Source organism: Chryseobacterium sp. CS2K3 (genome assembly GCF_059515185.1).
In genome coordinates this window covers 104,573-119,148 of the sequence record NZ_JCAKRW010000012.1, presented here as the reverse complement: position 1 = coordinate 119,148, position 14,576 = coordinate 104,573, and the positions used below count along the sequence as shown (strand labels likewise).

11 protein-coding genes are annotated in these 14,576 nt (G+C 32.8%); 9 read left to right on the top strand and 2 right to left on the bottom strand.

From position 1 onward, the window contains the following. The first annotated feature begins 1,052 nt into the window (after nucleotides 1-1,052). The 5 genes from AC5YGG_RS18310 (at nucleotide 1,053) to AC5YGG_RS18290 (ending at nucleotide 7,360) form a co-directional block, all read left to right on the top strand. A complete protein-coding gene (locus AC5YGG_RS18310) occupies nucleotides 1,053-2,216 on the top strand; it encodes a T9SS type A sorting domain-containing protein (RefSeq protein ID WP_496145872.1) in 1,164 nt (387 codons plus the stop codon). Nucleotides 2,217-2,356: 140 nt separating this feature from the next. Further along, on the top strand, nucleotides 2,357-5,008 hold the full coding sequence (locus AC5YGG_RS18305) for a 4-alpha-glucanotransferase (protein ID WP_496145871.1): 2,652 nt from the start codon (nucleotides 2,357-2,359) through the stop codon (nucleotides 5,006-5,008). Between the two features lie 139 nt (nucleotides 5,009-5,147). Continuing rightward, the gene (locus AC5YGG_RS18300; RefSeq protein WP_496145870.1) at nucleotides 5,148-6,098 is read left to right on the top strand and encodes a hypothetical protein; all 951 of its coding nucleotides are present in this window, start codon (nucleotides 5,148-5,150) and stop codon (nucleotides 6,096-6,098) included. Between the two features lie 178 nt (nucleotides 6,099-6,276). Beyond that, nucleotides 6,277-6,723, top strand: coding sequence for a DUF4890 domain-containing protein (locus AC5YGG_RS18295; RefSeq protein WP_496145869.1), 447 nt, complete (start codon nucleotides 6,277-6,279; stop codon nucleotides 6,721-6,723). 127 nt (nucleotides 6,724-6,850) lie between these two features. Beyond that, complete coding sequence (locus AC5YGG_RS18290; RefSeq protein ID WP_496145868.1) at nucleotides 6,851-7,360, top strand: ferritin; 510 nt, start codon at nucleotides 6,851-6,853, stop codon at nucleotides 7,358-7,360. Nucleotides 7,361-7,598: 238 nt separating this feature from the next. Here AC5YGG_RS18290 and AC5YGG_RS18285 read toward each other — a convergent pair whose 3' ends face one another. Together AC5YGG_RS18285 and AC5YGG_RS18280 are read right to left on the bottom strand one after the other, a co-directional pair. After that, a complete protein-coding gene (locus AC5YGG_RS18285; protein ID WP_496145867.1) occupies nucleotides 7,599-7,823 on the bottom strand; it encodes a hypothetical protein in 225 nt (74 codons plus the stop codon). Between the two features lie 168 nt (nucleotides 7,824-7,991). Further along, nucleotides 7,992-11,132, bottom strand: coding sequence for a UvrD-helicase domain-containing protein (locus tag AC5YGG_RS18280; RefSeq protein ID WP_496145865.1), 3,141 nt, complete (start codon nucleotides 11,130-11,132; stop codon nucleotides 7,992-7,994). A 181-nt stretch (nucleotides 11,133-11,313) separates the two neighbouring features. Between AC5YGG_RS18280 and AC5YGG_RS18275 the strand changes: the two genes are divergently transcribed. The 4 genes from AC5YGG_RS18275 to AC5YGG_RS18260 all read left to right on the top strand — a co-directional run bounded on the left by AC5YGG_RS18275 (nucleotide 11,314) and on the right by AC5YGG_RS18260 (nucleotide 14,543). After that, a complete protein-coding gene (locus AC5YGG_RS18275; RefSeq protein ID WP_496145864.1) occupies nucleotides 11,314-12,057 on the top strand; it encodes a hypothetical protein in 744 nt (247 codons plus the stop codon). A 3-nt stretch (nucleotides 12,058-12,060) separates the two neighbouring features. Beyond that, complete coding sequence (locus AC5YGG_RS18270; RefSeq protein ID WP_496145863.1) at nucleotides 12,061-12,876, top strand: hypothetical protein; 816 nt, start codon at nucleotides 12,061-12,063, stop codon at nucleotides 12,874-12,876. 112 nt (nucleotides 12,877-12,988) lie between these two features. Then, the gene (locus AC5YGG_RS18265) at nucleotides 12,989-13,717 is read left to right on the top strand and encodes a carboxypeptidase-like regulatory domain-containing protein (protein ID WP_496145862.1); all 729 of its coding nucleotides are present in this window, start codon (nucleotides 12,989-12,991) and stop codon (nucleotides 13,715-13,717) included. Between the two features lie 91 nt (nucleotides 13,718-13,808). Then, nucleotides 13,809-14,543 (top strand): SIMPL domain-containing protein, encoded by a 735-nt coding sequence (locus AC5YGG_RS18260; protein WP_065393441.1) that lies wholly within the window; start codon nucleotides 13,809-13,811, stop codon nucleotides 14,541-14,543. Nucleotides 14,544-14,576 lie beyond the last annotated feature (33 nt).

The following is a 14,576-nucleotide window of genomic DNA, read 5'->3' as shown; positions in this document are numbered from 1 at the left end:
TGTTATATACTCAAGGGAAGCTAAGTAACCCGGATCAGGTGCAAAAGTTGTGGATTAAGTAAAAAGTTTAGTTAATCTGAAGAAAAAAACAAATTATCTTTTTACTCCTCTAAGCTTTATACTTAAATTTTATTTAAACGCAAAGATATGATGGAATTGATTATTGATAAGGGAGCTAAGAAAGCGACAAAAGTCGCTGATGAAGCGATGTAGATATGCGTACGCTTAGAAAGAATCAATACAATTGATTCAAGCTTTGCTTCCTAAAATACAACACCAGATAATAGAAATCCTGTGCGTTAAATTTTAAAATTAAACTGATCTAAATATTCTAAGCCCCACAACTTTTGCGCTTGATCCGAAAATCTGGACCAGGAGCAAAAGTTGAGCTAGAGAATATTATTTGTATTGTTCCCATTTAAGTTTAACGCAAAGTTTATTTTGAATACGTTTTATTTTTAAGTAAGCTAAGAAGAAATCGATTTACAATTGATTATGATGAAGCTTGTGGATATACATTCGCTTCGTTCAATCAACGAAGTTGATTCTATTCTTTGCTCGCTAAAAGTTGGAGAGCAGGTAAATAAATCTTTGCGTAGAAAAATGTAATACTTGAATAAGATATGGCTTAATGATAATGAACGATCAAAATTGGATAAAGTAAATTTTGTATCCCAAAAATTTTCACCCGATACATTTATTTGAATAAACTAAAGCCCATTCCTATTGAATTTAATTGATATCGTTCAATAATTCTTGTTAACTGTAGTTTTATCGAATTTCCTAGCCCTGATAGTAACGGTTACCCCGCAGTATGAGCTGGAAAGAGCAAAGGCTTTGATGTTGGAATGTCAAGGCACGAGGAGTATGAGTGGATAGCAGGATACAGCTCATAATAATTGAATTTATATCTGATATAGATTTATCAATAAATAATTGTTTTAAAAATAAGTTTTATAAAGATTATTCAAATCTAATTTTTTTGTTCTTTGAGTTTTTAAATTATGTAACTTAGTCATATCAAATAGTTTATGAACTAAAATATACATACTATGAAAAAACATTTATTCCCTTTATTTTTATTGTTCTTTGGTGTAAGCGTTCAGGGACAGGACTTTTTTGCTCTTACTGGAAAGGATACTGCAGGTATTAATTTCAGCGATTTTAGAGTGTTGAATACCATGAATGGTACTTCAGGCGAGAGAATTTTTACAGCAGATTCTCCGTCTAAAATCTTTTCGCAAAGCCGTAGAGGTGTTGTTGTGGAAGACAGAAATTCATTCAATAATTCTCAGGCAGTGACAATGGCTGCATTGGCTTATGATTCTTCTAATAATAATTTGGTGTATATGCCCATGTTTTCTTCTAATGTTTATACGCTGAATGCCAATACAAAGGAAATTACATTAATTGAAAATGATGTAATGAAGGTTTCGTCTTGTGATATCAATTCACATATTACAAGGATGGCAGCAGGATTTGATGGCAATATTTATGCGATGAATAATGCGGGAACTCAGTTTTTACAGATCAGTAAAAAAAATGGACGTTATGCTGTAACTGATCTAGGTATTGTTAAAGATGATCCATCCAATGGTAAGAACTCTTTTACTGCTATGGAATCTGGTTTTGGAGGAGATATGATTGCTGATACTGAAAACAATTTTTATGTCTTTGCCGCATCAGGAAATGTTTTTAAGATTTCCTCTAAAGAATTAAAGGCAAAATTTCTTGGTAAAATTACTGGTATTCCGGATAATTATTCGGTTAATGGATCTGCTGTCAATGAGCAAGGAAAAGTAATAGTAGCAAGTGCAAAAGGATCTCCGCTATATGAGGTTGATTTGACAACTTTGCAGGCAAAACAGTTACCTGGAGAGCAAAACCTTCACATTTATGATCTTGCCAGTAAATATTTTATTAATAATAAAATTTCCTCCAATAATACTTCAAATATTATAGATATTTATCCTACGAGAGTAGATGAGCATTTTATCAATGTTCAGATTCATAATAAGAATATAAAGGGAAATCTTAAGCTTAATGTTTATGATCTTTCAGGAAAGAATATAATTATGCAAAATTTATCAAATAAGGACAGTGCTACGGAGCAGAAAGTTTATCTTAAGGAACTTATTAAAGGAGCATATATCGTTAGCATAACTGATGAATCCGGAAAAATAATATTGAATAAAAAGATTCTGGTAACAGAATAATCCCTTAAAGAAATATAGACTAAAATATTAGACTTATCATTAAACCTTTTCAGTGTATTGAAAAGGTTTTTTAATGATTATTTGATATTCAAGAAGTTTTATTTTTCGATATTTAACACTACTTTTATAAAAAAATATAGATGAAGCTATACTTTAATGTAGAATATATTGTAAAAGCTGGAGAAAATCTACAGCTGGTCATAAGTGAGGAAGGGGCTGCGGCTCATATCCATACTATGTTTTCTGCAGAGAACGGTTTATGGAAATGTGAAGTGGATTATTTTTCAAAATCCATTTCCTATCAATATCGGGTGGTGAATGAAAAGGGAAATATTTTAAGAGATGAATTTGTATCGCATCATCTTAATTTTCCTCATAATTATAAGGAGTTTATAATTTTTGATGAATGGAATAATAAAAATTTTCCTGAAAACTATTTAAATAATAAAATTCTTTATAATAAATTCCACGATTTTACTCCGGAAAAATCTATTGTTTTAAAAAAGCATACCCATTTATTCAGAATTGAAGCTCCTATCTATAACCGTGATTGGAGAATTGTTCTTTTTGGAAATACAACCTCTTTAGGGAATTGGGATTATGGTAAAGTAATTCCTTTATACCAGACAGATTTTGGTGTTTGGGAAACTTCAGTTGAAATACCTGAAGATGAATTTATTCAATTTAAATATTGTATTTACGATAAAAAAGAAGGTAGAATAATTGATGTAGAAACGGGTGAAAACAGATTTACAGCTCCTAATCCGCAGGAAGATGTTTTACAGATTGTTTCTAATCATTACTTCAAATTTAAAGGTTACCAAATGTATCATGATGCAGGGGTTGCAGTTCCTGTATTCTCTTTGAGAAGTGAGGAAGGATTTGGTGTAGGAGAATTTGCAGATATTAAAAAACTTGCCGATTGGACGAAGGAAACCAACCTTGGAATTATTCAGATTCTTCCTATTAATGACACTACTGCAAACTATTCATGGACGGATTCATATCCTTATGCTGCGGTATCTGTTTACGCCTTACATCCACAGTATATTTCATTAGAAAAGCTGGATTTTTCTTTACCGAAAGAATTAGTTAATGAGTATGAGGCTGAGAAAGAGGTACTAAACAATCTTGATCTGATTGATTATGAAAAGATGATCGAAGGTAAATGGAAATATCTGAAAGCTGTTTTCTACGCAGAAAAAGAAAAGATTTATAAAGATAGAAACTTTAAAAAATTCATCAAGGATAATGAATACTGGTTAGTTCCTTATGCTGCATTCTGTGTATTAAGAGACAAGTATAAAACACCAAATTTCAACGAGTGGAAAACCCACAAAAAATATATCGCAGGAAAAATTCTTCAGTTTATTTCTACAAAGAGTAAAGAATATGATGTTTCAATGCTTCATGCATGGGTACAATATCAGCTTCATGTACAGCTGAAAGATGCCGTAGATTATACTCACAGTTTGGGAATTTCTTTAAAAGGTGATTTACCAATTGGAATTTATAGATATTCAGTTGAAGCTTGGACGGAACCTGAGTTATTTGGAATGGATTTCCAGGCTGGCGCACCCCCTGATCAGTTTACAGAACTTGGGCAGAACTGGGAATTCCCAACTTACAACTGGGAAGCAATGAAAGCGGATCACTACAGATGGTGGAAAAATAGGTTTAAAGCATTGGAACAATATTTCGATGCAATGAGAATAGACCATATCTTAGGCTTTTTCAGAATCTGGAGAATGCCAATATCTGCCGTACAAGGAATTTTAGGGTACTTTTATCCGGCTGTCCCTATTGTGCTGGATGAATTTAAAGCTTGGCAGATTCCGTTCAAATTTGACAGGTATTGTAAGCCATTTATTAACAATGAAATTTTGTGGAAATATTTTGCAGGAGATAGTGAAAAAGCGATTGCTTTTATGGATCGTAATGAAGATGGCACCTATTCCTTCAAAGAAGAGTTTAATACCCAGAGAAAGCTGGTAGATTCTTTCAAGAAAAAAACATTAGGACTTTTTGAGGAAAAATTGGTTTCACTTTGTGCTAATGTTTTATTCTTAACAGAAGAAAGAAACGGAGAAACAGTTTATCATCCAAGGTTCAATGTTTACAGTACAGAATCATATAAATATCTTCCGGAAGCCGAACAGAAAAATATATATGATCTTTACCACGATTATTTCTTCAGAAGACAAGATCATTTATGGTACGAAAAAGCGATGGAAAAACTTCCGGTGATCCTGAATGCTACAAAAATGCTGATCTGTGGTGAAGATTTGGGTATGGTTCCAGCTTGTGTACCAGTTGTAATGGATGAACTTGCGATCATTGCGCTTAAAGTTCAACGTATGCCTGCTGAAAATATTCCTTTCTATGATCCTAGAAATGCCAATTATATGAATGTAGTAACGGCTTCATCTCATGACAGCTCTACATTAAGACAATGGTGGAAAGAAGATCCTGCTTTGACACAGAAGTATTTTAATCAACAGTTGATTCAATATGGAAAAGCGCCTCAGGAATTAACACCGTATTTGGCAGAAATTATTATGAAGCAACATCTTTATAATGAATCTATGTTGGCAATTTTCCCAATTCAGGAGTTTCTGGCAACGGATGAAAGGCTTACCAATAGTAAAATAGATAACGAAAGGATTAACAATCCTGCTGTTTTTCCTCATTACTGGCGTTATAGAATGCATCTGAAGCTTGAGGATCTAAAAGAACAAAAAGTCTTTAATGAAAAAATAGCACACTGGATTAAAGATAGTGGTAGGTTGTAAATTTAACACTTGATTATCAGGAGTTTAATAATATTTTAAAAGAAGTTTAATCTTAGGATTTAACTTCTTTTTTTTATTTGTATCAAAAAGATAGAATTAAGATATTCTGTTATATATTAACCAATTAACAACTATAGAGATGAAAAAAATATTTTTGGGATTAGCTTTTGGGTTAGGCGTTTTGACGTCTGCTCAGCAGTATCCGAATAATGGTTGGGGAGATGATGGTTATTATCAGAATGGTGGCGGCTATTATGGCGATGAAGACGACAGAAATTATTTTCCTGATGATTATTATTACAATTATCCTCAGGATTATTATCCAGGTGATTACTACCAAAGTTATTATAATGATTATAGAAATAGTATCATAAATATAGACTGGAACGGTTTCTTTATTCAAAATAGATTAAACCGATGGCAGGTAGATCAGATTATGAGATTGAATAATCTGTATGCGAGTTTTACAGCCTGGGACAATTTCTATAGATATAATCCGGATAGATGGTATTATGATAGATTTTATGCTCTGGAAAGAATCATGGGACCAAGAGTGTTTGTTGTATTTCAGAACAACTATTACAGAGGAGCGAGTCCTATTGTATATTTCCAGAATTACAGAAGATCATATTATGGACCAAGATATTCAGTAATGCCAAGATATAGAAACATAAATATCAATGTATACCGAATAGACAGATCAAGATATAGAAGAGCGGATAATCCTACTTTCGAGATTATAAGAAGTTCAAGCAGACCCAATAATGGTTTCAGAAACTCAAACGGAAGTTTTCGCGGAGAGAATAATAATGGAGGTTTCAGAAATAATTCCGAAGGTTTCAGAAATAATTCTGATAACAATGGATTCAGAGGTAACTCAAATAATAACAGAGGCTTCAGAAGCAGCAATGGAGGTGGATTTAGAAATAATAATGAAGTAAGAAAAGAACCTGCTCCGGCTAGAGAAAATAACAGTGGATTCAGAAATGGAAATAGCGGCGGATTCAGACAACAAAGATCTGAAAGCCCCGCTCCAACTCAAAATCGTAGTAATGGTGGCGGTTTCAGAGGAAGCTTAGTAAGGAATTAATTTTCATATATTATATTTAAGTGGTGTGAAGGACAGGTTTTTATAATCTGTCCTTTTTTTAGCTTTATATTTAATTTATTTTTATTAAAAATTAACAATATTTATGAATATGTTAATTTAACTTGTTGTTTTTTGATTAATCCAAAAGATATAATAACAATTAATTAAATTTTAAAAGATGAAAAAATTAGTTTTAGCAATAGCATTTATCGGTATGGGAAGTTTTGCAATGGCACAACAGACAACTCCACAGGACAGAGAAGCAAGGAAAGCAGAAATGCAACAGAAAATGCAACAAAGAGAGCAGGAACATATGGCACAGATGCAAAAAGATCTTAACCTTAATCCATCACAAGTGGCTCAAGTAAAAGCATTGCAAGAAAAAAGAAAAGCTGAGATGAAAGCAGAGTTTGACAAGAATAAAGAAGTAAGACAAGCGAAGATGGAGGATATGAAGGCTAAAAGAGCTCAAATGGATGCTGACATGAAAAAAATTCTTACCCCTGAACAATATGATAAATGGCAGGCAGACAGAAAAGCTAAAATGGAACAGAAGAGAATGGCAATGAAGGAAAGAAAAATGATGAAAAAGCCGATGACTACTGCTACTCCGGAAGCAAAATAACAATTCGTAATTTTAATTTTTTAATGAGTAAAGGATGGGATTTTTTCCATCCTTTCTGTATTAATTTTCTGTAAAACTTTTGATTTCGGGCATTTATTCCCTACTTTTGAATATAAATTTAATACTTATGGTTAGCGAAAAAATTGCAAAATTAATTAACGAACAAATTTCTCACGAACAATACGCCGCTCAATATTATCTTTCAATGTCTGCATGGTTTTCAGGTAAAGATCTGGATGGAATTGCCAACTATTTCAGAGTACAAAGCAAGGAAGAATTAATGCACGCAGATAAAATGTTTGATTATCTGAATGACGTAGGTGGAGAAATCATCATCGGAGAGATTCCAAAACCTCCACATGAGTTCGAAAATGCAACAGATATTTTTGAAAAAGCATTGGCACATGAGAAAGTAGTTACTAAAAGTATTTTCAACATAGTAAAGAATGCTAACGAAGAGGGAGATTTTGCAACAACATCGTTCCTTCAATGGTTCATCAATGAACAGGTAGAAGAAGAGGCTAGTGCCTCTCAATATGTAACAAAGATCAAAATGGTGTGCGATAACCCATCTGCATTATACCTTTTTGACCAGGAATTATCTCAAAGAGTATTTACTCCGGATACAACTGCTTAAAAAACTTTAAACAATAAAAAACCGCTGTTCCATAGATCAGCGGTTTTTTTATAAGTAAAAATCAATTTCATCATTGAAGTTTAGTTTAACTTAATATAGAAATGAGCGATTAGTCTGCTTTATTTAAAAGTTTGTTTTAAATGATGTATGATTTTGATTTGTAGATCTTTATTTTAAATCTATGTTTTTAGTTTAAAGTCTTTAAAGATAAATTAGATGAAATTGTAAGGCATACAATTCATTTATTCTGCCTTTGTCTCTGTATTCTGATGGCTAATATAAAAACAACAGCTCCAATGATACAGCTTGACAAAAAAGATTTCACAATATTTTCTGTAGGCATATATCGAAAGCCTTCTTTCGTTACCGGTGGATCTGTATAATCGAGAATATTAAACAGGACAACTCCGGAAAGAGTCATCGTGATGATGCTTATGAGAAAAGAGATTAAATATATTTTCATGGTTTTTTGTTACTAAGAAAATTGTTAAACTTTCTACCTTGAATTCTTATCCGTTCAATTACATAATGGGTTAAATAGTAATGCCAATAAAAATAATCAAACCTTTTCTATTTTAATTGTTTTTTATTTTAATTCTGTAATATTTTTTAGGATTACAAATAGAGAAGTCTATAAGTAAATAATTTGTGTCTTCAACACCTTTTTGCCAAGCCTTTGCAGTATATTTTTATATCCCTGTACTTGTAATTCATCCTTATCTTTCGGTTCACCGGTTTTAAAATCAACAATAATATAACCTTCTTCACTTTTAAGAATACGGTCTGGTCTTGAAATATGACTTTCCCCATTTTCAGAGATCATAATATCTTTTTCATTGATTACCTCCCATTTTTCATCAAAAAACTCCGCATACTTTTTAATAATTTCCTGCAAAGTTGCCTGAATTTCATTCTTCTCTTCAATAGTAATCTGTCCTTCCAGAGCATATCCTTCCAATACTTTGTTGATATCTTTTTCAGTATTGATCTTTGATAAAAGTTCGTGAACGAAAAGTCCAATTCTTACTTTTTCATTACGGACCTGGTAGTTTTTGGATGGAGTGGCAATTTTGATGGAGGTCGTCTTTTCATTTACATTTTTCAGATTCTGAATATTCTGTGTTTTAAAAGATGAGCTTTTGGTTTTCGAATGTTTTTTCAACATTTCAGGATTCACTTCATAAAGATCAAACTCATCCGCATTTTCAGGATTTTTTGTTTGAATAAATTCTAACAGCTCCAGATTATTAGAGGTTTTATTGGCTTTTTGAAGATAGAAAAATAACTGTTCAACGGGTCTTGTTGTTGCCACATATTGCAAACATAATCTGTCGATCAGATTTTTATAAGAGTTTTTCTTATTAAAGGATTGTATTTGCTCATCATAAACTTCAAGATTTTTGCTGAACTGGTTTATATTTACCGATTTTAAAGCAGCACTTTCACTCGTCTCAAACCAGTTCGTGAATTCACTATCCCTGTTTTTATTGATCATAGGGATAAAGACAATTGGAAATTCTAGTCCCTTAGATTTGTGAATCGTCATGATCTGAATCGCATCAATATTTTCAGAAGCCTGAATGGTATACGAGGAAGCCTCCTCATCCCAATATTTTAAAAACTCCTTTGTACTTACCCCAGCATTTTGAGTAAAGTTGAAAAGCATTTCCAAAAAGTTCAGAAGAAAGTCAGTCTCTTTATTCTCTACAGAAAATTCATTGATGTAATATTCAATAAAATTATAAAGATTAAACCTTGGGAAATTATCCTGTTTAAGCTGTAAAGAGTATTTCTGCTGAATAAACTGGAGAATCTCATCATGATTTTCAATACTCAGTATTTCCAGCATATCAAGCGTAAAATCTGCCATTTGAATTTTCCCGAGTGTATTCAAATGATACATCATCATGATCAGGCAAGTTTTATTTTTAGGATTAATTTCCCATCTTAAAAATTCAACAACCGCTTTCAGTGTATTGGAAAGTTCCAGTGTAAGACCTTTATCAGAAATTGTTTTAATATTGGTTTCTTCACCGTTATAATTTACTTTTAAATTACCCAGTTTTTGAGAATAACTGAAAATATCAAAATTTCCACGACAAAGAATCGTAATATCAGAAAACTTAAAGCCATTGTTCAGACATTCCTGAATATCCTTGCGCATACTCTCCGAAGTATCATCATAAAACTCTTCGTTTGTAAGATTTTCTATTAAATTTACTTTTACTCTGCCGTCAATCTTTGATCTGGGACTTTGTTCTGCATCCGTACCGAAAATATTTTTATGTTCTTCTTCAAGATTTTCGGAATGGTACCGGTACAATTCATTATTAAATTGTACAATATTCCTTGCACTTCGCCAGTTGTCCTTTAAAACAAGAAGATCTGCTTCCTTGGGTGAAAATTCCTTTTTATTGATAATATCCAGCATTAGTTTACTTTCTCCACCACGGAATCTGTAGATACTCTGCTTGGGATCTCCAACCAGCGTAAATGATGTATTTTCAGATGAAACACTGTGATCCCTTAACGGAACAAAATTCTGCCATTGAAGTTCTGAGGTATCCTGAAACTCATCAAAGAAGTAATGCTGAAACTGTGAACCTACTTTTTCATAAATAAAAGCGGAAGGTTCGTTTTTAAGGTTTTCATTGATCAGAATATTAAATTTTGAAAGTAAAACAAGATCATTTTCTTCCTCAATCTTTTTAAGCTCATCCTGAATATCTTTATTAACCTTTAAAGGCAGCAAAGCAGATAAAACTTTCTCCTTTTTCTGTGTCTCAATATACAGGAGAATCAATCTCATTCTACATTCAATAAGCTGATCAAGAATTTCAAAAATATCTGCTTCCTTATGCTTTGCTTTTGAAGAAGCTCCCTTTCTGTAATTATTGATCACAGATTCTTCCAATGTGGTAGGAAAAGGGAACCCAGCTCTTTTCTGTTGGTAAAAGTCTATTACTTTTGTAAAGAATCCACCTATTCCGTTTTTTCCTTGTGCAAAATCCTCTATCTCAATATTTCTGGATTTGAATAAATCAATTGCTGCTGTTGCAAGTTCGGCGGATTGTTTTTTATTCAGAATGATTTCCTTACGGAGGGTATTTTTTATATCTTCATAATTAGCATCATCAAAACTTTCGTTATTTTTCAGATGTTCATAGTGAATATCTTTTACAAACTCTTTTGCAGAATCATATAGATTTTTATTAAGATTGATCCTTTCATTATTTTCAAGGCTATAATCTACATAATCCATAAAAGAATTGGAAATCGTTTCATTTTCACCGATCTGATCCAGCATTTTATCTACTGCTTCAATTAAAAACGGTTCCGCTTCAATTTCTAGATTAAAGTTTTTTGCCAATCCCAGTTCATAGGAAAAGCTTCTTACCAATCTTGAATTAAAACGGTCAATCGTGCCGATATTCAATGTGGAATAATTGTGAAGAATGTGATCCAGTAACTTTTTAGATCGATTATGTAGTTCATCAATGGTAATTTTAAGTCCCTGCTCTTCGAAAGCTTTCTGGATATTCTTAAGATCTGCATTCTCTGCATAATTACCGGCAGCAAAATTTCCAAGCCAGGACAAAATTCTTTCCTTCATCTCATTCGCTGCCTTATTGGTGAAGGTCAGTGCGAGAATATTCCTTATCGATTGCTGTTGATTCGGATAACGGAGACAGATCATCAGGAGTCTCTGAACCAGGGCATATGTTTTCCCTGATCCGGCTGAAGCATTGATGACTGTGTAAGAATTTTGCATTGTAAAAAGAGAATTGAGACTGCAAGTTAGCTAAAATTTAAAAGAAACTTTAACAATTTGATCCGGCTATTTAACAGTTTCATTGGCAAAAACCGAAAAGAAATATTAAAAGGCGTTAAGTGAGGTTAAACTTATCATATAATTTAAAAATAATTTTAGCTTTGCTTTATAAAAACAGCCCGTGAAACTTAAACTATTCTTTATTTTATCTCTTCTTCTTTTTCTTCAGGCAAAAGCGCAAAGCTATATTTTCGGAAGGATTACTTCTGAAGGTTCTGAAATGGAAAATGTGAATGTAATCAATATCCGAACATCCGAATTGGTGCTATCAAACAGAGACGGACATTTTATGATTTCCGGAAAAGCAGGAGATGAACTTCGTTTTGTAAAAGCAGGTTACGAAAGACTGAGCAGGAGAGTTTCTCAGGAAGATACCCAATCTCCATTGAATATTAATCTTGTACGAGCTACTATTGAAATTCCTGAAATAGAACTAAAGAACGGAATCACAGGAAATCTGAAGATTGACTCAAGAAATTATAGCAGACCTAAAAAAGTTTTAAAACTGAATGCAGACATAAGCCAATATATTTCACAGAAATCAGATCCCAGAATACTGGCTGCAAAACCAGGCGAGTTTGTACAGCCGAAAGGTGAAGGTTTTGTGATTGGAAGTGTTAAGGATAAATGGGATGATATTGATCTGATAAAGTATATCAAAGCTAGCTTGGGAGAGGAATATTTTACCAACCTTAAGATAGAAAAACCACTTATAGATCATTTTATTTCCTATGTTCTGGCAGGCGGTTTTGAAAGAAAAAAGATTTTAAAATATGGATTTTGCAGTGATGCTGATCTCAATAGATTTCAACGTTTTGTACTCACAAGAATTTCATCATATCGGGCACCGCAGACGCAAAAATAACCCATGAAAACAATAACCCAATTAAGTTTGTATACGGCTATGCTTTTAATATCCGGTACAGTATTTTCACAACAAAAAATTACAGGGATGGTTACTGATAATAGTAATATAAATATAAACCCTGTATTGATTGTTAATATTTCAAAAGGCACCAATACATTGAGTGATACCTCCGGAAAATTTACAATTGATGCTTCGGAAAATGATGAGATAAGATTTGTAAAAGACGGATATTATCGATCTACAAAAAAAATTTCTAAAGATGATTTCAATACTCCTTTATTGATCATTCTTACAAGAGACGAAATTGAAATCCAGGAAGTAAAAGTTGCCTTTAAACCCACCGGAAATCTCGAAAAAGACAGTAAGCGTTTCAATGAATCTAAAAAATTGAAAAACCTAAAGTCTGATATGGACGAATATTTAAAAAGACCTTTGAATGAGCCAATACCTAAAAATACCATTTCAAAAACGTTCAGCGGACATGATTTCAGTGCTGGGCAGGCAGATGTTTTAAAGGTGATAGGAGCCGCAATAGGATTATTTAATAAAGCTACCAAACCTAAAATCACAAAGGCAACATATGGTGAATATCAAATTTTTATGACAAGACTTAAAAATGAAGTCGATGTAAGCTTTCTAAAAAAATATGGAATGGATGAGGAGCAGATCGATGAATTTCTTTACTACGCTGAAGATGCTCAGGAATTATCTAAAAAATACAGAAAAGACTTTAGAAAAACAGCCCTGGAAGCTGAACTGAAGAAAGTATTTACAGAATATAGCAAAACGCACCGGCTAACCCCAAATAAAAATTAATATTCGTATTTTTAAGATTCGAAGAATAGGAGTGGGTAATGAATTCAGAAATATAAAAGCACATGGGAAAAAGATTTTTCTTTTTCTTATTTTTCTGTGTAGTAATTTCTTTTTGTCTCAGCAGACTGTAACGGGGAAAATTGTTGATGATAATGGAGAAAGCCTGAGTGCAGTAACTATTGTTAATATTTCTACTGATAAAAAAATATTTTCCAATTCACAAGGTTTGTTTTCTATTGAAGCAAATCCCGGTGATGAGCTGAGATTTGTAAAAGAAGACTTCAGAAGGGTATCCAAAAGAGTGCTTACTGATGGTATTAATCCACAATTGTTGATAACGTTGTATCAGATTCCAAAAGATGTAGGTGAAGTAAAGATTGTAAAAAAGCTTACCGGAGATCTAGAACAGGATTCCAGAATTGTAGCAAAAGTAGACAAAGGAGAACAAGTGAGGCAGGCAGTAGGACTTCCGCAGCCTGTTGGGAAGATGAGGGAAAAACCGGCAGAAGTGAAAAGCGTACTTTTACCTATATTGCTGGGAAATCTTAATGTACAGGGAGTTTATGATCTGATAAGCGGTAAAGCAAGAAAACAGAAAAGACAATACCGATATGATGATCTTCAGGAACATATTGCCTGGGTGAGAAATAGAATCAGCAATGATTATTTTATTCAGGCTGGAATTCCCGCAGATAAAATTTCTGAGTTTATAGAATTTTCATTTTTAATAAAACCTCAGGTAAGAACCTATGTAAAAGCAAGGAACTTATCAGGCGTTATGCTTAGAATGGAAGAAACCGTCCCTCTTTTCCTTGAAAGACTGAAAAATGCTCACAGATAAATTTTTGTTACTAATAATGTTAAGAAAATCTTAAAATTTGGAATAAAAATTGATGCAATATTCTCATAATCAAACACAATTTTAATGTTTTATGAATAAAAATATTATTGCAGTTGCAGTAGGAGCTCTGGGGTTTGTACTGGGGCTTGGCTTTTTGGGAAATGCTATTAAAAACAGGAATAAATCTGAGAATACAATATCAGTAACAGGTTTGGGAACAAAGCAGTTTATCTCCGATCTGATTACATGGTCCGGAAGTTTTTCTAAAAATAATTTTGATCTGAAATCTGCTTACGACGAACTGGCACAGGACAGAAAAGTGATTAACGATTATCTGCTGTCAAAAGGAATAAAACAAAGTGAAATTGTATTTTCATCCGTAGATATTCAGAAGCAGTTCAGAAGTTATAATGATACCAACGGAAATTATGTACAGGGAGAATTTTCCGGATACAATCTTACCCAGACCGTTTCCATTGAAAGTAAGGAAGTAGGAAAAATTGAGAATCTTTCCAGAAATATTACTGAAATTATTAATCGCGGAATTGAATTTACTTCCTCTTCACCATCTTATTTTTACACAAAATTAGCTACTGTAAAGCAGGAAATGATTGCCAGTGCTACAAAAGATGCTAAAGAACGTGCCGAAAAAATTGCGGAAAACTCAGGAAGCAGCTTAGGAAATCTGAAAAAAGCTACTATGGGAGTTATCCAGATTACGGCTCCGAATTCCAATGAAGATTATTCTTATGGAGGAACATTCAATACTTCATCAAAGGAAAAAGAGGCGAGTATTACAATAAAATTAGAATATGAAGTCAATTAAAACCCTATTTGATTTCAACAAAAAAATGACGCC

Coding starts and splice junctions, on each gene's coding strand:
- AC5YGG_RS18260 (WP_065393441.1), top strand. CDS start 13,809: ATGAATAAAAATATTATTGCAGTTGCAGTAGGAGCTCTGGGGTTTGTA.
- AC5YGG_RS18270 (WP_496145863.1), top strand. CDS start 12,061: ATGAAAACAATAACCCAATTAAGTTTGTATACGGCTATGCTTTTAATA.
- AC5YGG_RS18290 (WP_496145868.1), top strand. CDS start 6,851: ATGGTTAGCGAAAAAATTGCAAAATTAATTAACGAACAAATTTCTCAC.
- AC5YGG_RS18285 (WP_496145867.1), bottom strand. CDS start 7,823: ATGAAAATATATTTAATCTCTTTTCTCATAAGCATCATCACGATGACT.
- AC5YGG_RS18305 (WP_496145871.1), top strand. CDS start 2,357: ATGAAGCTATACTTTAATGTAGAATATATTGTAAAAGCTGGAGAAAAT.
- AC5YGG_RS18280 (WP_496145865.1), bottom strand. CDS start 11,132: ATGCAAAATTCTTACACAGTCATCAATGCTTCAGCCGGATCAGGGAAA.
- AC5YGG_RS18300 (WP_496145870.1), top strand. CDS start 5,148: ATGAAAAAAATATTTTTGGGATTAGCTTTTGGGTTAGGCGTTTTGACG.
- AC5YGG_RS18310 (WP_496145872.1), top strand. CDS start 1,053: ATGAAAAAACATTTATTCCCTTTATTTTTATTGTTCTTTGGTGTAAGC.
- AC5YGG_RS18295 (WP_496145869.1), top strand. CDS start 6,277: ATGAAAAAATTAGTTTTAGCAATAGCATTTATCGGTATGGGAAGTTTT.